The sequence below is a fragment of the Nocardia sp. IBHARD005 genome (assembly GCF_052814245.1).
Window position 1 is genome coordinate 5,416,538 of the sequence record NZ_CP199935.1, and the last position, 24,507, is coordinate 5,441,044.

The following is a 24,507-nucleotide window of genomic DNA, read 5'->3' on the forward strand; positions in this document are numbered from 1 at the left end:
GTCAGCGCGACAAGGCGTGACCCTGATGGCCCGGACGGCAACTCAGTGCAAGGCCGGGTGTCTCGGACGTGCGCGACGACCCTTGCGGTCGTACCGGTCGGGAGGGGTGTGACCGCGACCGGGTGCGGGTAGGCCCGCCCGGAACAGACCATAGGTAATCCGTTGTCGTACAGCGGCTTCGAGTGCGTCGCGAAGCGGTCCGTCGCGCAGCACCGCGTCGGCGCCGAGCTCGGCTTCGACGATGGTGAGGGCGCCGTCGATATCGCCGTGGTCCAGGCGGTCGCAGACGCCGGCGAGCCAATCCGGTTGGCGCAGTGAGCGGTCGATGGCTTGCAGGCAGGGGATCGGGGTTCCGGTCAGGGCTGCCAGGAGTTCCTCGTGCCGGATTTCGGTGGGGTCGTGATCAAGGGCGACGAGCACCCCGTTCACCAAGCCGATCCGGTGGCGTTCGCCCCGGCACTCCACGATCCGATGACCGGCGGTGATCCCGGATGCCTCGGTCGGCGCGCCGTCACAGCCGAGCGCCGAAGCGACCAGCGGGTGCAGGCGATCGGCGGTGATCACACCGGCGCGCAGCAACTCCAGGTCTGGGAGCACCCAGGTCGCCGCATCGGGCAGGACCGGAAGGGCGGAGATTCCGCCGCGCGGGCGTTCGCGCGAAACTCGCACTGCGGGTGGGTCTTCCGCGCACACGTCCAACACGACACGTTTGCGCGCACCACACCGCACCAGCACCAACCCGGACCGACGCCCCTCGGCCCGCAGCAGAATCCCCGCTTCGTCCGCCCACCGATCGAGAGCACAACCCTGCGGTACCGATCCGGTCAGTCCGAAGTCGGGCCGACCGGTGCGTTCGACACCCTGCGGTACCGATCCGGTCAGTCCGAAGTCGGGTCGACCGGCGTGTTCGACCGAATCGGGCAGCCTGAAGTCCGGTCCGTCACCCAGGGGCCGTGGCACGGAATTCCCGGCGCCGGATTCGTCGTCCCGTGTCGGCTTCGGGACGACGAATTGTCCTGCGCCGGAGCGGATTCGCAGTTCGCCCACTCGACGTGAATCCCACAGGTGCCGGTGCAGGTCGAGCCGGTAGCGACTGTTGGGTCGGGGGTGTGGGTGCATGCGCGCGCTGGTCGCGGGGCTCGCCAGGTCCCACAGCGCGAGGCTGATCCGCTGTCCGGCGCCCGCCCATGCCGGTGGCGTGCGGACCACCAGGTACACCGAATCCACACCGCCACACTGCATTACGTCACCGGCCGCGTTGTCGAGACCAGCGATGCCCCCGGTGTCGTAGCGGGCCAGCACCATGGTCAGCCCGGGTCGCAACAGACCGTCCGGCGCGATTCTGGGTAGATGCCAGCGCAACAGATCAGGCGCCAGGTGCCGCAGGTCGGCCCGTACTCGGGTGGCAAGTCCTCGCCCGTGCGTGCGCGCCAACGCCCCCAGATCCACCTCGAGATCGACGTGTGCCGCGGCACAAGCCCCCGACCAGTCGCCGGCGAGCCGCCGTGCGGTGGCAACCTCGATCATGCGCGGCGGCACAGCGAGTTCGCGCACACGCAGCCAAAGGTCAAGGCGTGCATCGTCAGAGGACGTACGGGAGAGCTGCGGGTTTTCGGTGAATTCCCCGCGTTCACGCAGGAGAGAAGCCGGTTCGATGACCGGCGTGGGGCTCAACGGCCCGGGCGCAGGACGCCCTTTCGACTGGATGTCATGTCGCCAGTATGCACAACAACGCGCGAGCCGACAAGCGGTGATGTTCGATCACCCGGTCGGCAACTGGGTCGACGAGGTAGGCGGGCCCAGGTCAGCGACCTGGGCCCGCCTCACCAGCGTCTCGCTACCGCGCGTCGGTCAGCTCGCGCGCGTCGGACTGCGCGCCCAACTGCGGGTAGGTCGGGTATTCGATGCCCGAGATGTACTGCACGGTCCGCACCACCTGGCACGAGTAACCGAACTCGTTGTCGTACCAGACGTAGAGGATCGCGGTGTCACCCTCGACGATGGTGGCGTTGGCGTCGATGATCGAGGCCGCGCGCGAGCCGATGAAGTCGCTCGAGACCGCGTCGGTGGCGGCCGTGTAGTCGAGGTTGCGGCTCAGTGGTCCCGCCAGGGAGACCTGACGCAGGTAGGCCAGCACGTCTTCCTTGGTCGTGTCCTGCTTCAGCTGCAGGTTCAAGATCGCGACCGAGACGTCCGGGGTGGGAACGCGGATCGAGTTGCCGGTGATCTTGGCCTTGAAGTCCGGCATCGCCTTCGCGACGGCGGAGGCGGCACCGGTCTCGGTGAGCACCAGGTTGAACGGCGCGGAGCGGCCGCGACGATCGGCCTTGTGGTAGTTGTCGAGCAGGTTCTGGTCGTTGGTGAACGAGTGCACCGTCTCGACGTGTCCGCGGACGATCCCGAATTCGTCGTCCATGGCCTTGAGCGGCGGCACGATCGCGTTGGTCGTGCACGAGGCGCAGGAGAAGATCTGCTGCGACAGGTCCAGATCGCGGTGGTTGACGCCGTGCACGATGTTGGGCACGTCCCCCTTGCCCGGCGCGGTGAGCAGCACCTTCGCGATGCCGGGGCGCAAGTGCTGCTCCAGGCCGTCGCGGTCACGCCAGCGACCGGTGTTGTCGATGAGGATCGCGTTGTCGATGCCGTAGGCGGTGTAGTCGATCGTCGTCGGGTCATCGCTGTAGATGAACTTGATGACGTTGCCGTTCGCGGTGATCGTGTCGTTGCCGGTATCGACCTTGATCGTGCCGTTGAAGTGCCCGTGCACCGAATCCCGGCGCAGCAGCGACGCCCGCTTGGCCAGGTCGTCGTCGCCACCCTTGCGCACCACCACCGCACGCAGGCTCAGCCCGTTGCCCGACCCGGCCTTCTCGATCAGCAGCCGGGTGACCAGGCGCCCGATCCGCCCGAACCCGTAGAGCACCACATCGCGCGGCCCCTGCGACACGGCCTTGTTGTCGTCACTCACCGGCGCCAGCACCGCCGTGGTGAACTCCTCGATCGACAGCCCACGCGCATCCGCGTGATAGGCCATCACGAGCTGACCCAGATCGATCTTGCAGGGTCCCAGATCCAACCGGCTGATCACCTGCAGAAACGGCAACGTCTCGTCCACCGACAGCTCTTCGCCGCCGATCTGCCGCGCGAATCGATGCGTCCGCAGAATGCTGATCACCGACTTGTTCACCAGCGACCGACTGTGCAGCAGAATCGTCACACCCTTGCTGCGATACAGCGTCCCGATGATCGGAATCATCGCCTCAGCAGCAGCTTCCTGAGCGTTCCAGCGATCAAGTTGTTCGGTAGTCAACACACGTCCTCTGGGTTCATCGATATTTGCGCCGTATTGATGCTAGTGAGGTCCACAAATTCACCGAGGACCACTCCCTGCTGGTGAGATCGGCGTCGCACCTGACCCGCCGCTCACCGCGACGCCCGCCAACCGCAGCCCTGCCCTACCCGGGGGCATGACCTGGGCGCTCACCGGGCTCAGCGCGGGCATCGCGCTCGGTGCGCTGAGCTCGGTCACAGCCGAAGAAATCACCCTCTCCCGCATCCTGCCACCGAGGACCGACCTTGTCCCCGGTCTGCCAGGTCGGGGCCGACGACGCGGTCAGGTCGCGGCAGTCCAGCGGATCAGGGCTGGTGCCACCCTCGCGCACAACGGGTTCCCGGTCGCATCGGTGAGGCCGAGCCGGGCCTCGAGCACTCCCGATTCCGTCGCGGCGGCCACAACCTCGGCGGGCACGTCGGCGAGCATCAGTTTGGCCCGCCGGAACATGGTGAAGGTTGCGGCGTCGTCGACGGCGCCCCAGCTGAGATAGAGGAACCGCTCCCCCGGCCTGCCCTGAATGTAGGGCCCGCGGATATCGGTGCCGTCGACGGTGCACTCCACAGTCCACCGGACAGCGTCCGCGTCGCCACGCTGCGGATCGAGCAGCTCCTGCGGACGATTCTTCCGCTGGACGCCTACGTGGACGTTCGAGTACGCCGTCTCGATCCCCGCCGGACGGCAGGACAACCCGGGCAGTTGCGTCCCCACGATTCGGATGAGCATCTGACCATTCTCGTGCACCCGCCGATCGAGGCCGTGCCTACGCGCCCTCGACACCGCTCAGGCGTTTCTGGTCGGTACTCCATCGAGGACGACCACGCGAGTACCCGCCGCGAGCAGGCGCGGACACCACATGCCGATGGCACCGGACGCGGACCTGACACCCACCGGCATTGCCGACACCATCGCCGACGTCATCGACCAGCTCGACCTGCATGACTCGACCTTGATCGGCGATGACGGCGGCGGAATGCTCTCGCAGCTGGTTATCACTCGCCGGCCCCACCGGTTCGGCCGGCTGATCCTGACACCGTGCGATGCCTACGAGAACTTTCCGCCACCACAGTTCAACTACCTGTGCCGGATCTCCCGAGTGCCCGGTACAGAGCATCTCGCGGACCGCGCCCTGCACAACTCGCCGCGGACTTCCCGAACAGCCAACTGGCGGAAATCCCGAACTCGCGAACGAGGGTCGCCGAGGACCAAGGGAATTGGGTCAGGGCTGACCGCTGACGACGGCGGTGACGGCGTCGAGGAAGGGCTGTCCGCCCATCGCGTAGCCGCCGGCGATCGCGCCGAGGACCAGTCCTACGGGGCCGGTGACGATGCTGAGAAAGCCGAAGCCGAGGACGGTGCCGATGAGGCCGCCCAGGATGCCGCCGGCGACCACGCCGACGACGTTGCGGTTGATCTCGTTCGTCAGCTGGGACATGGGGCTGATGGTCTGGATCTCGCCGATCTCGGTGGCGCTCGCCTGCGGGGTGAGGACGAGGTGGTGACCGTTGTCGGAGATCGTCTGCGCCACTCGCATTGTCGCGCCGGAGATCTGGTAGGTGAGCGGGATGCGGGTGACGACCGCGCCCGCGTCGGAGGTGAGGGTGACCGCGGTGTTGTCGTCGGTGGTGGTGAATGTGCCGCCGGTGACGGTGGTGGTCAGTACTCGGGAGAATTCGGTGAGAACGGCCTCGTAGTGCACCGACTGGTCGACCCCGGACGCGGTGGGCTGGGGGGCGGGTGCGACCGGCTGCGCGGCGGCAGCCCCCGCGGTGATCCAGACGGCGGTGCCGACCAGGAGCGCGGTGGCAGGGAAGTGACCGAGTTTCATCAGGGATTTCCTTTACGCATGACGAAGACTGCGCGGCCGACCAACGTGCCGATACAGGGCACGAAACTTGGTGTCCGCCAGTGAGATCGGGCAGACCCTAGCATCATTCTTCACCGGTATTGTCATCCGTTCCGAATTGGGCGCTAGACCAAGTATTCGCTGTAAAAAGATGCAGATTCACAATTCGACACGCTCGTGTGCGGCCGTGTAAGAACTGTCAGGCAAGTGGGGCGCCGGTCGGGACGTCCAGCGGATGAGTAGGGACAACACAAATGGCGCGTCGGAGGAACTTAGCCGTGGCCGGCGTATCGGTTGTGGCGGTGTTTGCCCTGGCCGGGAGCTTCTACGTCGCACTTACCGTCGTCACGGGGTTCGGCGCGCGGGTACCCGGCCTCCCTGAAAATGATTCTGCCGCAAAAAATTCGCCGAGCGAGGTTTCGGCAACCCAGCCGCTGGGAACCATTGTCGAGCTATCCGGCGGGGTCGCGTCCACACTGAGTAAGTCCGTAACCCGGATTCCCCGGGTGAATCTCAGCGTCGGCGATTGCGTGGATTTGGGCGTGAGCTCGGCCGATATTCGACAGGCCGCGTGTGGTAGCACCAATTCTCACTACAAGGTGACGGAATTGGCGTCGGCGAGCGGCCGCTGCCCGGGCGACGTCGACCGCGCACAACCTCGGGCACTTCCGGGCGGCGTGGACGAGACCGTCTGCTTGGACATCGATTGGACAGTCGGCGGCTGCATCGATCTGTCCGGCGGTGCGGTCAGGCACGTGGAATGCACTGCCGACGTTCCCGGCCGGCTCCGCGTGCTCGAGATCCGACACGACACCACGGACGTCAACGTCTGCACGGCGGGCGACCGCGGTGTCGTCTACGACGAGCGCCGCTACGTGGTCTGCGTCAGCTCGCGCTGAACAAGGTCCGGTGCAGCATCCGAACCGGACCTGCGCAGTCCATCAGACCCCGCATCCCTGGTCGAGACTGCACGCACGGCAGGCCATCGCTGTTAGGGCTCCGACCTGCCGTTCCACTGTCTTCTGTCTTCCCAGCTGGTTTCGAACCGGTGAACGCGGTCCGCATCGGTCCAGTCGACCGTTGCTGACCAGGCGATCTCAGCGCCTCAGCCGTGACGGTGTCGACCGCGTGTGAGATAGCCCTCATTCGATCGGAGGACCTATGACACCGGGGAGACGAGCGCGTACGCATACCCGCCGCGCGTTCGGGCGGCATGCTGTCGACCGGCGAGTGGCTCAGCGCAGCCCGGGGTGCTGGCGCGAAAGGATAGGCACCAGAAGACGTTTCGGCAGGAAGGGCACCAGCGCGGCGGCCGCGCGGTTGGCCAGGCCCGGGATAGCGACCATGGTGCCCTTGGCCAGGCCGCTGATCCCGACGCGGGCCACCACCTCCGGCGATTCCCACATTACGGCCGGCAGTGCGCCGTGCGCCTCCTCGGAAGTGAAGCCGGCGCGCTCGCCGAAACCGGTGTCGACCGGTCCGGGGCACAGCACGGTCGCGGTGACGCCGGTGCCGCGCAGTTCGCCGGACAGGCTCTGGGTGTAGGACAGCACGAACGCCTTGCTCGCGCCGTACCCGGCCTGGCCGGGTAGCGGCTGAAACGCACCGGTGGAGGCGACATTGAGCACCGCTCCCGTGCCACGGGCCACCATCGCGGGCAGGAACCGGGTGCACAGATCGACGACCGCGACGACATCGAGTTCGACCATGGCGATCTCGGCATCCGGGGTGGCCTTGTGCACGGGGCCGAGCGTGGAGATTCCGGCACAGTTCACCAGGATCGAGGGCGCGAGACCGAGCGCTTCGACACGACCGAGCAGCGCGGCGCGGGCCTCGCGGTCGCCGAGGTCGGCGGCGAGGATATCGGCGCGTACACCGGTCGCGGTGATCTCGGCGGCCAGTTCGGCCAGCTTGTCGGCGTTGCGCGCGACCAGCGTGACCTGCTGGCCGCGCCCGGCCAGCTCACGGGCCAGGGCGGCGCCGATGCCGGAGGACGCGCCGGTGACGATCGCGGTGCGGTCGCCGGCGGGAGAGGGAAGACTCATGCGCCCCAGCCTAGGGCCGGTCACGCAGGGACGGCGGCCGACCAGGCACATTCGGGATGAAGCCGGGCTCGACCGCGACACCGCGCGGCCCCGCGTCCCCGGCACCAAATCTGAAATAAAACTGTGTCTGAAAGTGTGGGCGGAACCGACTGCGAGTGGCGAGAATTGGCTCCGACGGTTCGGCACGATTCAGCACCTGCCGCACCGTCACGAATCCCCTTCGGCAACAGAGGAATTGGACGATGAACAGGTTGTCGAGATCCATCGCGACGATGTTGGTCGCCGCCGTCGTCGCGGTCGGGACTGCGGCGGTCGGCGTCGCGCGGGCGGAAACGCCCGGCGCGCAGCCCTGCACCCCGTACACGGCGATTTTCGCGCCGGGGACCTGGGAGACCACGCTGGGAGCCGATCCCGGGGTGCCCGTCGGGATGCTCCGGCCCGTCGGCGATGGACTGCAACGGCAATTCGGCCGTGACATCACGGTGCTCTATGTCCCCTATGCCGCAAGCGCTTTCGACCTGGGTCTGAGCTACGCGGAGTCCTTGAGCACCCTGGAATCCCGCTTGCACCACATGATGCGTGGCCTGTGTAGTTCGACGCGGGTCGTCCTCGCCGGCTACAGCCAGGGGGCGGACGGCATCGGCGATCTCGCCACCGAGATCGGCAACGGCGATGGTCCCATCGACGCCGATCGAGTGGTCGGTGTCGGACTACTGTCCGATCCGCATCGCGATCCGAATACCACACTCTCCCTGGGAAATACGCAGCCCGGCCACGGCATCGCCGGAACGCGAAGCCGGGATTTCGGTGCGCTGACCGAGCGGGTTCGCACCCTGTGTGCCGACGGGGACCTGTACTGCTCCCTCGATGCCGCCGCCTCCCCCTTTCTCGCCGTGTTGGGCCGGGTCCTGAGCGGTGATCCCGAACCGATCGCGCACGTCATCCCCGCCACGGTCGATCCCAGCAGCCTGATCGCTCAAGCCGTCACCATGGGCGCAGGCTGGACCGCCACCGCGGCGAACCTGCCTACCATTCTCGACAACCTCACCCGCCTCCCGGACTTCATCGCGGCGGGTGACATTCGCGGTGCGCACGGGGCCGCGCGTGCCCTGAATGTTGCCCTGGACCCGTTGGTCCAGGCCGCCGCGGGTGTAGACCGGGTTCTGGTCGCCCAGGTCATCCGCGCTGCCGCCGCCGCCGACCCCTCTGGCCGGACCGCAGCCGTGAGCGTCATCGCCGACGCCCTCATGGACATCGATCTTCTGAGCATCGCCGACAGGGTCGGCCGAATTCAGGAAATCCTTTGGCGTGCGGTCGAATCCCTCGATCGCAACGATCCCATTGCCGCCGCCGCCGACCTGGCGACCTTCGCCGCCACCGGCGCCGACCTCACCGGCGCCGTGCTCGGCCCCGTCGCCGCCGGCATCCGAGCCGACCTCCCTGCAACCACCCGCACCGTGCTCAGCATCGCCGATCCCGCCACGGTCGATGAGCTCGTCCAACTGGCCCGCCAAGGCGTGGACATAGCCAACTTCTACTCCTCGAACGCCCACATCGACTACGGCGACGACGTCCAGATCCTCCTGGGCTACCTGAGCTCCCAGGCCGTTTCTTGACATCCTCCTCGACCTGAAGGTCAAGGATTCCTACCAGCGACCTACGGCCGCTCTCAGCGGGTTCCTGTTTCACCGGGACATGCCTGCCGCTAAGCGGCAGGGCTTACCAGCCCTCCGCAGGCGTTTAACCTCTCGGCCTGCCCGGCCGCGAGAATGTTCTTGGCCGCGTTCAGATCGCGGTCATGCGTGACACCACACGCGCAGGTCCACTCCCGCACATGCAACGGCTTCTTACCACCGACCAACCCGCACACCGAACACAAACGAGTCGACGGGAACCAACGATCCACCTTCGCGAAAGTGCGACCGTATCGGGCTGCTTTCTCCTCCAACATCCGGGCGAACATGCCCCACCCCGCATCGTGCACCGATTTCGCCAACCGGGTCCGCGCCAAACCTTTCACACACAGATCCTCGACATACACCGCTTGGTTGTCGCGGATGATCGCCGTCGAGTTCTTGTGTGCCCAATCCCTGCGCGTATCAGCCACCCGCGCATGCACGCGAGCCACCCTCACTCGAGCCTTGGCCCGGTTGACTGAGCCTTTCTCCTTGCGGGACAATGATTTCTGCGCCTTCCGCAATCGGCGTTCGGCTCGACGCAAAAATCGTGGCGAGGCGATCGTCTTACCGTCCGACATCACCGCGAAACTCGCCAGACCGAGGTCGATACCCACTTCGGCATCGACACCGGGCAACGCCTCGGTGGTGGTCTCCACGACGAACGACGCGAAGTATCGTCCCGCCACGTCCTTGATAACCGTCACACTCGACGGCGCCGACGGCAACTCCCGCGACCAACGCACCGCCACGTCCCCGACCTTCGGTAACCGTAACCTGCCAGCGGCGGTGACCCCGAAGCGCGCGTTCTTCGTGAACCGGACCGCCTGCCGATTGTCCTTACGGGACCGAAACCTCGGCAGCGCGACCCGCGCGCCCTTGCGTTTGCCGGTAGCCGAAGCGAAGAAGTTGCGGTAGGCGGCATTCAGGTCGGCCAACGCCTGCTGCAATACCACCACCGAGACTTCCCCCAGCCAGGCGCGGTCGGGAGTCTTCTTCGCCACGGTCAACCGTTTCGACAACTCCGCATCCGAGATACGCGGCAATCCCTGCTCGAACGCGGCTTTCCGTGCGGCCAAACCGTCGTTGTACACCACCCGCGCGCACCCGAACGCCCGCGCCAACGCGATCTGTTGGCCCGGTGTCGGGTAGACGCGGAAGTTGTACCGCAGCTGCACAATTCGCAGCCTACCATCTTGGCCTATGGGTGACTACAGCGAAATCCGCACAGGCAGACACTGCACTTTCCTCCTTCACGCACACTTGGTCTTCGTCACCAAGTATCGGCACCGGGTCTTCGCTGACGCGCACCTGACCCGGATGGAAGAGATCATGCGGGCAGTCTGTGAGGACTTCGAGTGCGAGCTCGTCGAGTTCAACGGCGAAGCCAACCATGTACACCTATTGGTGAACTTCCCGCCCAAAGTTGCCCTGTCCAGGCTGGTCAACTCGCTCAAGGGTGTCTCCTCGCGTCGGCTGCGCCAGGAGTTCCCGGACCTGGTGCGCCACTATTGGCGCGCTAACCGCTTGTGGTCGGCGTCGTACTTCGCCGGATCGGTAGGTGGGGCACCGTTGTCGATCGTTCGGCAGCACATCGAGCAGCAGAACCGTCCCGTTTAGAGCACGCTCGGGGCCTTGGCGGCCCTCCCGCGTCCGCTTTCACCACCGCCCTGAAGGGCGGCGCACTAGCGGACACTCGGTAGCGTGTTCAAGCCAGGTCAGGGCTCGGCGAACACTCGCCGTTGCGTCGGATCAACACGACACAGCATCGCCGACCGAGTTGTCGAGACGCACCCCCAGGACTCGCGACAACTCGCCGACACTGTCGGCACTGGGTGTCACCACATCGCGTTCCCAACGGCTGATCTGGTTTCCGTCCGCAATTCCGATCCAGTCGGCCAACTCCGCCTGGGTGAATCCGGAGGCCATCCTCGCCGCCCGAATCGCTTTGCCGATCCTCGTGGACATGGTCTCCCCTCTCTGTCGATGCCCTCGGCACGGACTGCATCGGCGCGGGTGCTCGTCGGCGAACACTCGTACTCCTGATGCGGTCTCGCACAGCCACATTCGAAAGATATCGGTGAATCGACCTTCGAAGGAGGCTGTGACTGCACGGCAACTGACTGTGCACGCACAAACTTCCGCGCCGCCGGGGCGCGGACCTCCCGGCTACTTCGGTGGGTTGTCCGCATCGGTGCCACTGCGGCGCCAGTCACGTGGCGTCGTGCCGAATGCTTCGCGGAATCGCCGGGCGAAGTGGGCGGCGTCGCGGAAACCCACGGCACCGGCCACAGACGCGATGGACCGGTGCTCGTAGCCTCTGTCGATCAGCATGTCGCGGGCCCGGACCAGGCGTTGTTCGATGATCCACTGCTCGAGGCTGATACCCGACTGCGCGCATACCTTGTACAGGTGCCGAACGGAGATGTTGTTGGCGGCAGCGATATCGGGGGTCTTCAAGGTCGAATCGGACAGGTGCGTCCGCACATACCCGAGGATCTGCTCGATCAGCAGTTGCTCCGGGATGGCGGCGCCGTCACCCGGCCCGCGCCCGGCCGCCGAGATCAATAGCGCCCGAACCATTTCCAGGCACGCCTCGCCCACAGAGGCTGCGGCCGGATCAGTTTCGAGCTGGTCGGCGATCGCGACGAGATGCTGGATCTGCGCCGTGACCATCGGGTACAGCGGCGATGCCGCCAGTCGCCCGTGAGCCGCGACGACCGTTTCCGCGGAAATGCCGAGGCGCTCCCTGGACAGCTGCAGGCACAGCGTTCCGCCGAGACCGTGCCAGCCGGAGGCGAACGCGGTGGCCAGGTCGATCACTTCGCAGGCGCCGGGTTCGATCAGCGTTTGCGCACCGAACTGTTCGTGCCTGCGGACCTGTCCGTTCTGCACGGTCACCGTCAGAGTGTCGCTGGGGGTTGACCGCTCATGCCGACTGGTTCGGCAGACCTGGTGACCGGATACCTCCGAGCGGGTGAGCGCGATCGGACCCAGCATCCAGGCCTGGTGCCGGCTGACCACTTCGGCAGGCGAATCCCACATCTGCAGGTTCGCCCCGATATCGGCTTCCTGCAGAATTGCGGTGACGGCCTCCCGCCGGTCCGCCGGCGTGAAGTAGTCGGAGTCGATCAGCACTGCCATTGTGATCTCTGCTTCGGATTCTCGCCGCGGTGGCGTCGCTCCCGTCGCCGGCCGCTACGCGTTTCGGATGGTGCAATTCGGGCCACGGTGGTTGCATGGGCCTGTAGTCGGCGATGCTATCGCGCCGTGGCGCGCCCGGAGCCCGATTCGGCAGGGTTGCGCACCGACTTCACCGACCTGCGGTGGCGTGTTCCCTTGCCGCGGTGGGCCGTAACGCCAGGATTCGACGTTCGGCAGGTGTCGCCCTCGCAGCCCATTCCGGCCGCAGCGCCGCATAGGTGCACACGTCGCGCCACCGACCCTCGGTTCGGTACAGCTGCCGCAGCCGCGCCTCCGGCGTCAAGCCCGCTCCCGACATCACCGTGTCCATCACCGGATGATCGTGCCGGTGCCCCGCCCAAACCCGGTGAATCCCGAGCGGCCCGAAGGCGAAGGCCGCCATCAGCCGCCCCGCCTCGATACCACCCGCACGCAGCGCCCCTTCCGGAACCACGACCAGACCGCCGATCATCGCGTTGCTGCCGAAATCCTCTACCAGCAGGCCGATGGTGCCGACCATGGTGTCCGCACCCGGTGCCGTGATCGCCAGCGTGTACTTGCGCCGGGGACTCTCGCCGCGGGAGCGCAGGGCGGCGTCGAACGACACCGCGGCCGCCCGGACACCCATGCTGTCGGTGCCCATGTACCGGGTCAAGTGCGGGTCGGTGAAGATCCGCTGATACACGCCCAGATCACCGGCACGGAGATCACGTAACCGCAGCCGCGTACCGACCAGTTCCACGTTGCGCAGGTCGATAGTCAACGGACTTCCTCCATCGCCCGCACGAATGCCGGAGCAATCCGGGGATCTATCGCGGGTATGAGCTCGTCGAGGTCGATATAGGTTCGCCCCGACCCGATCAGCTCGCCGAGCAGGATCCGGCGAGCCGTGTCCGCCACCAAGGCGCCGCCGAGCATCACCCCGGAGGCGAGTTGAGGCCAGCTGGACAGGCTCCGGCCGACCTCACCGACAGCGTCGCGCATCGCCGGACTCAGCCGCGGTTCATCGACCACTGCCAGCAGAAACGACAACAGCTCGCCCCGGTTCATCCGCGCGACATCGGACGAGGTCGACTCGCCGGTGCGGCCGTGGAACAGCGGGCGATGGGGTTCGCGATCGAAACGCTCCACATCCAGCAAGCCGCGATCGTTGGCGTCCATCAGTACCGGGATCCCTCGGCGCCGCGCGCACTCACGGGCAGCGACTTTCGCCCATACCGTGTCGCATTCCTCCACCACCAGATCCAGCGGCCGGGTGCCGCCCACTCCATCGAAGAACGGCCCGATCGACTCCTCGGTCAACCCGTCCATGAACACCTCGACGTCGAGATAGGGATCGATCTCGAACATCTGACGCGCCGCCAGCACAGCCTTGGAAACCCCGAGATCACCCACCCCTGCCCGCAGCCGGTTCAGATTCGACAGCCCGACGGTGTCGAAGTCGGCCAATCGGAACGAGCCGCCGACCCCTTCCATCGCCAGCGTTACAGCCGCGCTGTTGCCTACCGACAGCCCGATCACACCGATCCGCCGATCGCGCAGGTCTCGCTGCTGCGCCCGGTCGATCTTGTTGCGATTCCGATCTGTCCGCACCCGCTGGAAACCCTCGCGCGCCAGCACATGCACCAACCGGCCGTTCCACGGATAGAACACCCACGTTCCCCACCGCCATAACGGAGTCTCGCCACAGATCCGACGACGCGACGCTGCCAGCAAGCCCGGTGAATGCGCGACAGCAGGGTCCTCGCAGCGAATCAGTTCGTCGAGCTGATCCTCGATCGTGTCGTGCACTGCACTCACAGAACTCGACACTGCCAGCGCTTCCAGGTCACGCAGTCCTTCCGGGCTCGATGCATCGAGCAGCACCGGACGGAAATGCGATGTCGCAGCGCCGGGCGTAAGTACCGTTGGACGCGAAACCGAGCGATGCAGAACCATGTGCGCACAAACCTCCGACACTCATAAGGCGAACAAATACCCGCTCGCCTCTTTCGACCAGGACGCGCAAAGGATACAGACAGCACACGTTCAGCAAACCCACCTTCGGTCCACCGGCATGGCGCGCCAATACCGCTGACAAACTGGGACTATGACCATTTGGTCCAGGCGCGAAAGGCGACCCGCCCCATCACCCTTCCTCGGTCTCGCAATAATCCCGCAAGCATTGATTCCACGGCCTCGGGACCCCGACGTTCACTGCCACCAGAGCGGGTTCCTTGCCGTCCATGCGCGGGACGGCCTCGGAGTTTATTCGCCGCCCAACGCCAGCTCGAGGCCAGGCCGGTCGCCATCGCGCCGCGTCGTAGGGCGTCATCTTCCGAATGGTGGGGTGTGCGTGTTTAATGGAGTTACCCGGCAGCGTTCTCGCTCTAGTTCAATGAAATGAGGTGCGGCCATGATCGTGCTCGGGTTGATTTTGTTGTTAATCGGCTTCCTGACCGGGATCTCGATCCTCTGGACGATCGGAATCGTCGTCCTTGTTATCGGATTGATCCTCTTGCTGCTCGGTTCAACAGGGCGCGTGGTCGGTGGCCGGAAGCATTGGTACTAGAGCCATAGGCAAAGAGTTCACACCACAATTCCGTCGATGGGCGAAGCGGAGGAGTTCCTCCTGATCGACCCAACGACCGGGCAGCCGCTGATGCGCAGGTTGCGACGGCTGCGGAGGGCTCGGCCTTCCGTTCCAACTGGAACTCTCGCAGTGCCAGATCGAGACCAACTCGGCGGCATGTTCTGACTGTCGCCGATTACGCGCACGTCTACTGGAGATGCGATCGATGGTGGCGTCCGCCGCGATGGACAACCGCTACCGGCGAATGGCGAAGCGATTCGCCGACCTTGGTCCACGAACAGGGGACCTCATCATGGCGCCGGCACAGGCCCGCCGCGGAGACATTGCGCGCGGCGAACTGGACGTCCGTCCGGTACTGTCTCATCGGCGATGGACTCGACCCCCGCACGGCCCGGGCCGTTCCGATTTCCCCGCAAATCGAACTATCGATCGACCACATTCGTGACGCGCTCGACGAAACGCTGCGGCTGAGGGCTACCTATTCCGTGGTCCGGCATACCCGTTGTCTTCTCTCACGGAACTCTTCGGGCCGCCAGCCGGGTGGGCCGAAGATATAACCCAGCTTGTTGCGCAGACCTCGTGCGCTGCGGACGTCATCCATGATGTTTCCGTACTCGTGATACTCGAGTTCGAGCAGGTTGTGGGTGTTCACCGGCTTGGTGAGCCCGTAAGTGGGTCGGTGCAGCTCGGTTTGGAAGGTGCCGAAGATGCGGTCCCACAAGATCAGTATGCCGCCGTAGTTCGTGTCGAGGTACTGCTGGTCGCTGGCGTGATGGACGCGATGATGAGACGGGGTGTTGAACACGAATTCCACTGGCCGGGGCAACCTGCCGACGACCTCGGTATGTGTGAAGAACTGGTAGATCAGGTTGATCGAGAACGCCGGATAGATCATCCACGGCTCGAAGCCCAACAGCGGCAGCGGGATCCAGAACAGGCCCTCCGACCACGGGTTCCATTTCTGCCGCAGGGCGGTACTGAGGTTGAAGTGCTCGCTGGAATGGTGAGCTTGGTGACCGGCCCAACCGATGCGCACCCGGTGGGAAAACCGGTGGTTGCAATACCAGGCGAAATCTACTGCCACGATCAGCAGCAACCAACTCCACCACGTATCGGCCCGAATATGCCAGGGCGCCAGGTAAGTCCACAGGAAAACGAAGGCCACCAGCGAGACGAGCTCGAGCAGGAACAACGACACCAGCGACACAGCACCCATGCTGATGCTGACACGCACATCGGTGGCCTCGTACCCGGTCACCTCGCCGTAATCGTGGACCCGCAGCACCACCGCTTCGATGATGACGAACACCAGAAACACCGGAATGGCATACAGCAAGGGATTGTTCATCTGGTGCCAGAGCTGGGACATCAACGAGATCTCCTCAAACATGCTGCACACAGCGGCGCCGATGGGCGGCCAGGTGTGGTGCCGCTTCCCCAGGATCACGACTCGGCCAGATCGTTGCTGCTGGACCACCGCGAACGACGTGGCTTGCACTACGAGCGTCGATGCAGTCACAGCCGTATCAATCCACGCTGGATTCGTAGCGAACCCCAGGTATGGATGGGAACCCCGTAGTCGACCACAGAGCCCGAAAACGATGCCGGAGTGTGGGTCTCGATCCGTTGATATCATCGAGCGCTGTTCGCCCGGACTCGGGCCGGTGACCACTCAGGGCTCCGGCAGGCTCGGCCGGCGCCTATGATCTGCGTCGACGCGAATTCGGCAGCAGCTCTTGGGGCTTCCTAGAGCTGGCACGTCGGCCGCGCATCACCGAGTGTTCCGCCGCGACGCGGTCGCGCGACCATAGCCGGGATCGCCACCTACCTGGGCATCTCCCACGGCTCCCTGACCACCTGGCTGGCGTGGCGATCCGGCAACCCCGAACAACCCCGGCACCCAAGCCAGTCGCCGAGCAAGAAGACGCCCACCTATCACCGATCGAACCCGGCTCGACGATGCACGAGGCGTGCCGCCCTGACGCCGCGGCGGGTGACGGCGCCGAGGACGACGAATACCCACACGGTCACCACCGCGGCGAGCACACCCGCCGGGTAGTCACGGTCGAGCACGGTGGGGTTGTCCGGGAGGGCATCGCCGCGACCGACTACCGGCACCGCGAGCACCACGACAGCGACCGTGGCGACCGCGCCGCAGGCCGCCGCCGCCCACCAGGTACCTGGCAGGATCCGGCGAGCCCCGACCCCGACAACCACGCACAGCGGTGCGAAAAGTGCGTCGTGCAGAACGATTCCGGCGGCGAACCACACCCCGACCGAGACCAGATCGGTTCTGCTCAGCTCCGACAGCAGAGCGATCCCATAGCCCGTCAACCCTATGCCGAGCAGCGCGAGCAACACCCGGACGGCGCTCATCCCAGCACCTCGATCGTGGACAGCCATTTCGTTTGCAGCACGCCGGGCCGGCTCGGTGCGATCAGGCGACAGGGATAGCCGTGGTCCAGGTCGAGGGTTTCGCCGTTGACCGCCAGCGCGACCAGTGTGTCGGCATCGATCACGTGAGGTTGCGGCAGAATCGAACTGCTGTAGAGACCGCCCTGCTCGAGTGAGATGAACCGGACCTCGCCGCCCCGGTATTCACCGACTGCGGCGAGCAGATCGCGCAGCCGGACGCCGGTCCAGTCGGCGGTGGCGCTCCAGCCTTCGACGCAGGCGATCGGCAGTCGAGCGTTGGTCTGCGGCAGGGCGAGCAGTTCGGCTCGGGTGAAGCCGCGCCGCCGCTCCCCGAGGACGACTGTCAATCGATAGTCGACATCGGTGGCGCGGGAGGCAACTCCGGCCGCCGCGGCGGAGCGGTTGACCGGTAGCCCCTGGGGCCCGTGCCCGCTGCGCGGAGCCAGGACCGATATCCGGCGCAGAAACGGCACTGTCTGCCCCGCGACGGCGACCACCGCCACCGTGGCCGACAGGCCGGCGGCAGCGAGTACCGCTCGGCGCGAAATGTCGTGGTGTACGGCGGTATCCGTGGGTTGGGTGTGCTGGCCGTCATCGACGCGGCGGCTCAGAGCGGAGCGGACCACCGGGATCTTGACTGCCAGGTGGACGGTCAGCGCGCCGAGGGCGACGTAGGCCATGGCGTAGTGCACGGTAGGGAAGAAGAACTTCCACGGGTAGTACTGGACGGTGTTGAGCAGCCCGGTACTCAGCTGGAAGATGGTCGAGCCGACCAGCAGTGCGATCGAGCCGCGCTCGAGCGCGCGAACCGGTGACCCGATCAGTGGCTTCGCGAACAGCCTCGGATACACCGCCCACAGCTTCACCAGCAGCAACGGGATCGCCGCGATGCCGGAGAGCACATGCAATCCCTGGGTGAGCTGATACAGCCAGACCGGGTGCGCGGGCCACCGGAACCAGTCCGGCGGATGCTGAATCCAGTGGCTCAGCAGGCCGGTCACGAAACAGACGAGCACGGCCGCGCCGAGCGCGATACCGACCCGGGCAGCGACCTGCGGCCCCCGCGCGCTCGATACGCGCAGATCGGCAGCCCGCGGCGTTCTCATCGCTGCCCCACCGTCGAGCCGGCGGCCGGGGCACTGTGGTGCAGCCACGCGATGTATCGCCCGGAGACATTCGCGGTCGTCAGCACGCGCAAGCCGGCCGCGGCCGCGATCGGATCGGCGAGCTCGATGCCCACACGTGCCCAGGGGAACCATTCCCCGACCACGGTCCGGGTCTCCAGGCGGATCGTGTCGGTCACCATACCGGTTCCTGGCGCGGCGAATTCGACGACGACGATGCCGTCGCGCGCGAGCAGGGACCCGGCGTTGGCCAGCATGCGCACCGGGTCGGCACCGATGCCGAGGTTGCCGTCAGCCAGGATCGCATACGCCCAGCGGCCCGAACCGGGCAGCGGCCCGAACAGATCGCGGCGCAGCGCGGGGGCACCACGGAATCGGCTGACCGCGACGGCCATCGGCGAGATGTCGACGCCCAGCGCGATGACGCCGCGCCGCACGAGCCCGGCCACCAGCCGTCCTGGACCGCATCCGAGATCGATGGTCGGGCCGTCGCAACAGCAGATCAGGGCGGAATCGGCGAGCCGGTCGACCACCGCGTCGGACGCACCGAGCCAGCGCCGGGTCGGCAGCGGGCGCCGCGACCCGTTCGCGGTGCGGACCCAGCAGTCGTCCCCCGCCAGCGCCTGATCGAACAGTGCGGTATCGATGGTGCTCATCGCCGCGCCAGCCCGCTCCAGCGCAGCGCGGCCATCGCGTCGGCGAAATGCCCGCCGGTCACCGCAGCCACGTGCAGCGCGTCGTCGAAGGTGTCCACGTCGGCGAAAGCAGGCAACAGCCGAACCCGATTTCCGCAGTCCTGCAACGCTTCCCTGGTGAGAGCCCCCGTGTGTGGCGTCGACATCGGGACATCGACGAGTACCCGCGCAGCCTGTGGCTCGGTCAGGCCGAGCGCCCACCAACCGCCGTCCTCGGCGAGGCCGAGGACGGCGTCAGCTCGCGCGCGGCCATCCGGTCCAGCGCCACCGTCGAGCAACGCGCGCGCCGACCGGGTCAGTACCTCGGGCCCGACCTGCGGGGTGTCCATCCCGATCTGCAACACGGGTAGTCCGTGGCGCGCGGCGTCGGCGTGCGCGTTGGCCAGCCGGGTACCGAAGCCGGTGCCACGCTGGGGTATCACCTCGAACTCGCTCAGCGCCCTGGTCAATTCGGTGCGGCGTTGCGCCGCAGCCAGCTCCCCGGTGAAGGCGATGACTCGATGGGCGACCCGGCTGCGTGACACCGAATCCAGGGTGTCGAGCAACGAGGCGGCGGCGATATCTGCCGCGTCTCGAGGTGTCAGCGGGGGCGTCAACCGGGTCTTGGCGTACCCGGCGATCGGCGCCTTGGCGATCACCAGCAGTGTCACCGCCAGTGTGGTCGGCCCTCCACCCCCGCTCATCGCAGGACCGCCAGGAAGTCGCGGGTCGCGTGCACCGAACCCCGCCATGACCCGGACACTTTGGAAACCCCTCCTGCCCGCGGGCGGTAGGTGATGTCGCGCTCGACGATTCGCCAGCCCGCGCCCGCCGCGCCGACAAGGAGTTCCAGGGGGTACCCGGATCGAGTGTGCAACGGCCCGAGCGCGAGCAGCGCGCTGCGGCGGGCCACCCGCATCGCGGCGATGTCGTGGACCGGCAGCCCGTATCGGCGTCGCAGCCGCCATGCGATCACCTGATTGCCCAGTCGCGCGTGCCACGGCCAGACCCCCGTAGATACCGGGACGCGCCGCCCGACGGCGAGATCTGCGCCATCGCGCATCAGCTCGACCAGTGCGGGCAGCTCACCGGGGTCCATCGATCCGTCGCCGTCGAGCACCGCGACCAGTTCGGTGCGGGCGGCCGCGATGCCGGCCTGGACCGCAGCACCGTAGCCGGGCGTGACCTCCGACACCACCGTCGCCCCGTTGCCCCAGGCGACGGCCGCTGTCGCGTCGGTCGAACCGTTGTCGACGACCAGTGCGTGATAACCGGGCGGGATGGCTGCGAGCACCTCCGGCAGCGCCTCAGCCTCATCCCGGCACGGGATGACGACGGTGATCTCACCTGGATTTTCCAGCGGTTTTGTCATGATTCGACGCTAAGCCCCCCGGACCGGAAATCCTGTGACGAAACAATGACAGCGCGCCGCTGGGCCCACGCTGGTCACCGGGCACGGACCTAGGGTGAGAACTGTGCAAACCCACACCCTGGTCACCGGTCGGCGTCGATCCGGACTCCGCGGCGCGCCCGTCGGTGCCGCCCTGGCCGCCGCGCTGATCACTGCCGCGTTCGTCGTCCCGCGCATCGCGAGTGACCCCTGGCGACGCTCGCTGTACGCGGGCGCGGCCCCCCTGTTCGGCACCTGGTTGCCGCATGCCGGATGGGGAACGATTCCCGCCGTCGTCGTCGCTGCGGCGGTCGTGCTGTACGGCCCGACCCTGGCCGGGTCGCTGCCATGGCGGCGGCTATTAGCGCTGGCCTGGCTGACAGCGACCACCTGGGCGTTCGCGCTGGCGATGGTCGACGGCTGGCACCGCGGCTTCGCCGGCCGGCTCACCGATTCCAACGAGTACCTCCACGAAGTGGCCGGCGTCACCGACATCCCCGCGATGCTGCGCGGCTTCTCCGGCCGGATCCTGGATTTCCAGCCGGACTCGTGGACCACCCACGTCGCCGGGCATCCACCGGGCGCGCTGTTGTTCTTCGTGCTGCTCGACCGCGTGGGTCTCAGCGGCGGCGGCTGGGCAGGGCTGGCCTGCATGCTGATCGGCACCAGCACCACGGTCGCGGTCGCGGTCGCGCTGCGCGCACTGTGTGCGCAGGACCGCGCTCGCGCGGCGCTGCCGTTCCTCTCACTGGCCCCCGCCGCGCTCTGGTTCGCGGTCTCCGCGGACGCGATGTTCGCCGGTGTCACCGCGTGGGCGGTCGCGCTGCTGGCCGTCGCGACTCGCTCGGCGAGCCGGCCGATCATCGCCGTCGCGGCGGGGATGCTGTTCGGGTTCGGCATCTACCTCAGCTACGGGCTGGTGCTCATGGCGTTGCCCGCGGTCGCGGTGCTCATCGCCGCGCGCACGGTGCGGCCGCTACTGCCCGCACTGCTCGGCGCACTTGTCGTCGCCGCCGCTTTCACCGGGGCGGGGTTCTGGTGGCTCGACGGGTACCATCTCGTGGTGCAGCGCTATTACCAGGGCATCGCCGCCGAGCGACCGTTCGCGTACTGGTGGTGGGCCAACCTCGCAGCGACCCTCTGCGCGGTCGGCCTCGCGAGCGCGGCAGGACTGCATCGAGCACTGTCCTGGCCGAGAGTGCGCGCACTGGACCCGACGGCGCTGCTGGTCCTCGGGGGCGTGTGCGCGATGGTGGTCGCCGATGCCAGCGGCTTGAGCAAGGCCGAGACCGAACGCATCTGGCTCCCCTTCGCCGTCTGGGTTCTCGCCGCGACCGCGTTCCTCCCACGATCCGGTGCGCGAGCCTGGCTCGCCGTCCAATCCCTGGGTGCCCTCCTGATCGCCCACACCATCCTGACGAATTGGTGAGCGCATGTGCATTCTGATCGCCGACGACGACCCCGTGGTGCGGGAGGTGGTACGCCGCTACCTCGAACGCGACGGGTACTCCGTTATCGAGACCGGTGACGGCCCGGCGACATCGTCGGCGCTGGCCGAACACGGTGACACTATCGAGCTCGCTGTGCTCGACGTGATGATGCCCGCACCCGACGGTATCGACATCTGCCGGGCAGTGCGCTCGGGTCAACGCCCACAGACACCGATCATCCTGCTCACCGCGCTCGGCGACGAGGACGACCGGGTCCTCGGCTTGGAAGCCGGTGCCGACGATTACGTGACCAAACCGTTCAGTCCCCGCGAACTCGCGCTGCGGGTCTCCTCGGTTCTCCGCAGATCACACCTGCGGCCCGATACCGAACATCTCGTCCTGCGCGACGGCCCCATCGAGATGCACCCCACCGGTCGGCTCGTCTTCGTCGACCGGGAGCCGGTGGAGCTGACCCCACGCGAATACGACCTGCTCGTGTTTCTCCTGCGCCATCCGCAGCAGGTGTTCAGCCGCACCGAACTGCTGGCCCAGGTGTGGGGCTGGGACTTCGGCGACCTGTCCACCGTCACCGTGCACGTCAAACGGGTCAGAGCCAAGCTCGGCGACCTGCACCGCATCGATACCGTCTGGGGCCACGGATATTCCTGGGCTCGCGCCGACGCCCGACCGAAGGACGACCATGCCTGAGGACACCACCCAGCTCGTCGGCTACGCCCTGGCCTGTTCGGTGCCGATCGTCGTGATCGGCGCGCTGCTGCTGCGGGCGACCAGCAACCGCTCGCTGACCACCAGCATGGCGGTGCTCGTCCTGATCCCCACCCTGTCGACACTGGCCGGTGTCATCGGCGTCAGCGGGCTGATGTTCACCCACGAACTCCAGCGCACCGCCATCGTCCTCGCCGTTGTCGCGGCGGTGACCGTGCCCGCCGCCGTCCTGCTCGGCCGCGAGCAAGCACGCAAAACCGTATGGGAGAAGCAGATCCGCGAGCAGGAACGGGCCGCGGAACAAACACGGCGGGAACTGGTGGCCTGGGTCAGCCACGACCTGCGCACCCCGCTGGCCGGCATCAGGGCGATGGCCGAGGCATTGTCCGACGGTGTCGTCCACGCCAAACCCGACGCCACCCGGTACGCCGAGCAGATCGGCATCGAAACCGACCGGCTCGCAAGGATGGTCGACGACCTGTTCGAAATGTCGAAGATCAACGCGGGCGCGCTGCGGCTGGAACTGGAACCGGTCGACCTCCGCGAGCTGATCGACGAGGTACTGGCCGCCAACCGTCCCACCGCCGACCAGGCCCAGGTGTCGCTGCACGCCGAGCAACCCGACACCGGCATCGTGATCACCGCCAATGATCACGCGCTGGGCCGGGTGCTGACCAATCTCGTCTCCAACGCCATCGCCCACACACCACCTGGCGGACACGTCGCGATCTCGGCCGGCACCACCGACGACCACGCCTGGGCCCGCATCGAGGACACCGGACCGGGAATCGCCGACGACGACCTGCCACGCATCTTCGAAGTCGCCTATCGCGGCAACGCCGCCCGCTCCCCCGTCGCTGCCGACGGGATCCCCGTCGGCAGCGGCATGGGACTGGCCATCGCCGCCGGTCTCATCGAAGCCCACCACGGCGACATCACCGCCGAAAACCGGGAACAGGGCTGCCGTTTCGAGGTCAGACTGCCACTGCCGGGGACCTGATACCTACACCGCCGGCATGCCAACCCCCGCCGTCGGTCGCAACGGCGCGGTGGCGAACTGCGCAAGACCCGCTGCCGGATCGACCTTGGCCACGAATCCCAATGTGCGCCGGGCACGCTCGGGATCGGCCACGATATGGCGCACGTCCCCGGCACGGTAGTGTCCGGTCACCACCGGCGCCGGACCACCACAGGCCTGCGCCAACACCGACGCGACCTCGCCGATCGTGATCGGCTGCCCCGACGAGACATTGAGGGCCACGAACCCGGGCTGCGGCTGTTCGACAGCCGCTAGGTTCGCCGCCGCGATATCGGTGACATGCACGAAATCCCGCGCCTGGCCGCCGTCCTCGAACACCTGCGGTGCTCGCCCCGCCTCCAGCGCCGAGCGGAAGATTGCCGCGACACCGGAATACGGTGTGTCCCTGGGCATCCCGTCGCCGTAGACGTTGTGATAGCGCAGCGCGGTGACACTCGCGCCGGTCACCGCAGCCCAGGCCGCCGCGTAGTTCTCCTGCGCCAGTTTGCTGGCCGCGTACAAACTCCGCGGCCGCAACGGCGCGTTCTCGTCAACCGTCGACCAGCCGAGAATCTCACCGGTCGCCGGGTCGCGGTGTTCGAACATTCCGGCGTCGAGGTCGGCCCGATCGCGCATACTCACTTCGACCGGGCCGCACTGCGCGCCGCGATAACACCCTTCGCCGTACACCACCATCGACGAGGCCAGTACGAGCTGGCCGCACCCTGCCCGGGCCATTGCCGCCAGCAGCACCGCGGTGCCGTAATCGTTGTGACTGGCATAGGCGGGCGCGTCCTGCGCGCTCACACCGGCCCCGACGACCGCAGCCTGGTGACAGACGACGTGGACCCCGTCGAGCAGCGCGTCCAGCGCCGCTCGATCACGAACATCGGCGTAGCCCACACCTTCCGGCGGTCGTGCGGCGGTGCCGTGCGCGGCGGGCAGCATCAGATCGACGGCGACCACGTCATGACCCGCCGCCTCGAGCACGCTGTGGACATGGGTGCCGATGAAGCCGGCCGCGCCCGTCAAGAGAACCCGTACCACGTTCAGCTCCTTTCCGACGACATACTGCTA

The 24,507-nt window shown here is 66.9% G+C and carries 25 protein-coding genes; 7 read left to right on the forward strand and 18 right to left on the reverse strand.

The genetic code is table 11. The annotated features are described in order from the left end of the window. Window positions 1-42: 42 nt before the first annotated feature. The 5 genes from ACTWPB_RS25515 to ACTWPB_RS25535 form a co-directional block, all read right to left on the reverse strand. A complete protein-coding gene (locus ACTWPB_RS25515; RefSeq protein ID WP_446226478.1) occupies window positions 43-1,527 on the reverse strand; it encodes a hypothetical protein in 1,485 nt (494 codons plus the stop codon). 310 nt (window positions 1,528-1,837) lie between these two features. Beyond that, a complete protein-coding gene (locus tag ACTWPB_RS25520) occupies window positions 1,838-3,256 on the reverse strand; it encodes a glyceraldehyde-3-phosphate dehydrogenase (protein ID WP_446226479.1) in 1,419 nt (472 codons plus the stop codon). A 357-nt stretch (window positions 3,257-3,613) separates the two neighbouring features. Next, window positions 3,614-4,057 (reverse strand): DUF5990 family protein, encoded by a 444-nt coding sequence (locus ACTWPB_RS25525; protein WP_446223057.1) that lies wholly within the window; start codon window positions 4,055-4,057, stop codon window positions 3,614-3,616. Between the two features lie 37 nt (window positions 4,058-4,094). Then, the gene (locus ACTWPB_RS25530) at window positions 4,095-4,271 is read right to left on the reverse strand and encodes a hypothetical protein (RefSeq protein WP_446223058.1); all 177 of its coding nucleotides are present in this window, start codon (window positions 4,269-4,271) and stop codon (window positions 4,095-4,097) included. 279 nt (window positions 4,272-4,550) lie between these two features. Beyond that, a complete protein-coding gene (locus tag ACTWPB_RS25535) occupies window positions 4,551-5,159 on the reverse strand; it encodes a hypothetical protein (RefSeq protein WP_446223059.1) in 609 nt (202 codons plus the stop codon). A 296-nt stretch (window positions 5,160-5,455) separates the two neighbouring features. Between ACTWPB_RS25535 and ACTWPB_RS25540 the strand changes: the two genes are divergently transcribed. Continuing rightward, entirely contained in the window at window positions 5,456-6,076 is a 621-nt protein-coding gene (locus ACTWPB_RS25540) for an LppU/SCO3897 family protein (RefSeq protein WP_446223060.1), read from the forward strand. 336 nt (window positions 6,077-6,412) lie between these two features. Here the strand turns inward: ACTWPB_RS25540 and ACTWPB_RS25545 are convergent, their stop codons facing one another. Continuing rightward, window positions 6,413-7,222, reverse strand: a complete 810-nt coding sequence (locus ACTWPB_RS25545; RefSeq protein WP_446223061.1) for an SDR family NAD(P)-dependent oxidoreductase — start codon at window positions 7,220-7,222, stop codon at window positions 6,413-6,415. A gap of 242 nt (window positions 7,223-7,464) precedes the next feature. On the opposite strand from ACTWPB_RS25545, the gene ACTWPB_RS25550 reads away from it, so the two are divergent. After that, window positions 7,465-8,838, forward strand: a complete 1,374-nt coding sequence (locus ACTWPB_RS25550) for a cutinase family protein (RefSeq protein ID WP_446223062.1) — start codon at window positions 7,465-7,467, stop codon at window positions 8,836-8,838. A gap of 89 nt (window positions 8,839-8,927) precedes the next feature. Here ACTWPB_RS25550 and ACTWPB_RS25555 read toward each other — a convergent pair whose 3' ends face one another. Continuing rightward, window positions 8,928-10,076 carry an RNA-guided endonuclease InsQ/TnpB family protein gene (locus ACTWPB_RS25555; RefSeq protein ID WP_446223063.1) on the reverse strand — a complete coding sequence of 383 codons (1,149 nt, stop codon included), beginning with the start codon at window positions 10,074-10,076 and terminating at the stop codon, window positions 8,928-8,930. A 25-nt stretch (window positions 10,077-10,101) separates the two neighbouring features. On the opposite strand from ACTWPB_RS25555, the gene tnpA reads away from it, so the two are divergent. Beyond that, complete coding sequence (gene tnpA / locus ACTWPB_RS25560; protein ID WP_446223064.1) at window positions 10,102-10,518, forward strand: IS200/IS605 family transposase; 417 nt, start codon at window positions 10,102-10,104, stop codon at window positions 10,516-10,518. A 132-nt stretch (window positions 10,519-10,650) separates the two neighbouring features. On the opposite strand, the gene ACTWPB_RS25565 is transcribed toward tnpA, so the two are convergent. The 4 genes from ACTWPB_RS25565 to ACTWPB_RS25580 all read right to left on the reverse strand — a co-directional run bounded on the left by ACTWPB_RS25565 (window position 10,651) and on the right by ACTWPB_RS25580 (window position 13,881). After that, window positions 10,651-10,866 carry a helix-turn-helix domain-containing protein gene (locus ACTWPB_RS25565; RefSeq protein WP_446223065.1) on the reverse strand — a complete coding sequence of 72 codons (216 nt, stop codon included), beginning with the start codon at window positions 10,864-10,866 and terminating at the stop codon, window positions 10,651-10,653. A gap of 201 nt (window positions 10,867-11,067) precedes the next feature. Continuing rightward, entirely contained in the window at window positions 11,068-12,042 is a 975-nt protein-coding gene (locus ACTWPB_RS25570; RefSeq protein ID WP_446223066.1) for a helix-turn-helix domain-containing protein, read from the reverse strand. Window positions 12,043-12,211: 169 nt separating this feature from the next. Further along, window positions 12,212-12,844, reverse strand: a complete 633-nt coding sequence (locus tag ACTWPB_RS25575; RefSeq protein WP_446223067.1) for a GNAT family N-acetyltransferase — start codon at window positions 12,842-12,844, stop codon at window positions 12,212-12,214. Beyond that, entirely contained in the window at window positions 12,841-13,881 is a 1,041-nt protein-coding gene (locus ACTWPB_RS25580; RefSeq protein WP_446223068.1) for a ThiF family adenylyltransferase, read from the reverse strand. The genes ACTWPB_RS25575 and ACTWPB_RS25580 overlap by 4 nt, the downstream gene beginning before the upstream one ends. Before the next feature lie 595 nt (window positions 13,882-14,476). Here ACTWPB_RS25580 and ACTWPB_RS25585 point away from each other — a divergent pair. Further along, the gene (locus ACTWPB_RS25585; RefSeq protein ID WP_446223069.1) at window positions 14,477-14,632 is read left to right on the forward strand and encodes a DUF6131 family protein; all 156 of its coding nucleotides are present in this window, start codon (window positions 14,477-14,479) and stop codon (window positions 14,630-14,632) included. A gap of 499 nt (window positions 14,633-15,131) precedes the next feature. On the opposite strand, the gene ACTWPB_RS25590 is transcribed toward ACTWPB_RS25585, so the two are convergent. From ACTWPB_RS25590 to ACTWPB_RS25615, 6 genes are all read right to left on the reverse strand, one after another. Beyond that, window positions 15,132-16,022 (reverse strand): sterol desaturase family protein, encoded by an 891-nt coding sequence (locus ACTWPB_RS25590; protein WP_446226480.1) that lies wholly within the window; start codon window positions 16,020-16,022, stop codon window positions 15,132-15,134. A gap of 566 nt (window positions 16,023-16,588) precedes the next feature. Beyond that, window positions 16,589-17,029, reverse strand: coding sequence for a hypothetical protein (locus ACTWPB_RS25595; RefSeq protein ID WP_446223070.1), 441 nt, complete (start codon window positions 17,027-17,029; stop codon window positions 16,589-16,591). Beyond that, entirely contained in the window at window positions 17,026-18,174 is a 1,149-nt protein-coding gene (locus tag ACTWPB_RS25600) for a molybdopterin-dependent oxidoreductase (protein ID WP_446223071.1), read from the reverse strand. The genes ACTWPB_RS25595 and ACTWPB_RS25600 overlap by 4 nt, the downstream gene beginning before the upstream one ends. Further along, complete coding sequence (locus tag ACTWPB_RS25605; protein WP_446223072.1) at window positions 18,171-18,848, reverse strand: SAM-dependent methyltransferase; 678 nt, start codon at window positions 18,846-18,848, stop codon at window positions 18,171-18,173. The genes ACTWPB_RS25600 and ACTWPB_RS25605 overlap by 4 nt, the downstream gene beginning before the upstream one ends. After that, window positions 18,845-19,570, reverse strand: a complete 726-nt coding sequence (locus tag ACTWPB_RS25610) for a TIGR04282 family arsenosugar biosynthesis glycosyltransferase (protein WP_446223073.1) — start codon at window positions 19,568-19,570, stop codon at window positions 18,845-18,847. Before ACTWPB_RS25610 ends, ACTWPB_RS25605 begins: the two co-directional genes overlap by 4 nt. After that, window positions 19,567-20,238: a glycosyltransferase family 2 protein gene (locus ACTWPB_RS25615; protein WP_446223074.1), complete on the reverse strand. Its 672-nt coding sequence runs from the start codon at window positions 20,236-20,238 to the stop codon at window positions 19,567-19,569. The genes ACTWPB_RS25610 and ACTWPB_RS25615 overlap by 4 nt, the downstream gene beginning before the upstream one ends. A gap of 103 nt (window positions 20,239-20,341) precedes the next feature. Between ACTWPB_RS25615 and ACTWPB_RS25620 the strand changes: the two genes are divergently transcribed. The 3 genes from ACTWPB_RS25620 to ACTWPB_RS25630 are packed head-to-tail and all read left to right on the forward strand — an operon-like array spanning window position 20,342 to window position 23,412. Continuing rightward, a complete protein-coding gene (locus ACTWPB_RS25620; RefSeq protein WP_446223075.1) occupies window positions 20,342-21,685 on the forward strand; it encodes a hypothetical protein in 1,344 nt (447 codons plus the stop codon). 4 nt (window positions 21,686-21,689) lie between these two features. After that, the gene (locus ACTWPB_RS25625) at window positions 21,690-22,394 is read left to right on the forward strand and encodes a response regulator transcription factor (RefSeq protein ID WP_446223076.1); all 705 of its coding nucleotides are present in this window, start codon (window positions 21,690-21,692) and stop codon (window positions 22,392-22,394) included. Next, on the forward strand, window positions 22,387-23,412 hold the full coding sequence (locus ACTWPB_RS25630) for a sensor histidine kinase (protein ID WP_446223077.1): 1,026 nt from the start codon (window positions 22,387-22,389) through the stop codon (window positions 23,410-23,412). Before ACTWPB_RS25625 ends, ACTWPB_RS25630 begins: the two co-directional genes overlap by 8 nt. Window positions 23,413-23,415: 3 nt before the next feature. On the opposite strand, the gene ACTWPB_RS25635 is transcribed toward ACTWPB_RS25630, so the two are convergent. Next, a complete protein-coding gene (locus ACTWPB_RS25635) occupies window positions 23,416-24,483 on the reverse strand; it encodes an NAD-dependent epimerase/dehydratase family protein (protein WP_446226481.1) in 1,068 nt (355 codons plus the stop codon). Window positions 24,484-24,507 lie beyond the last annotated feature (24 nt).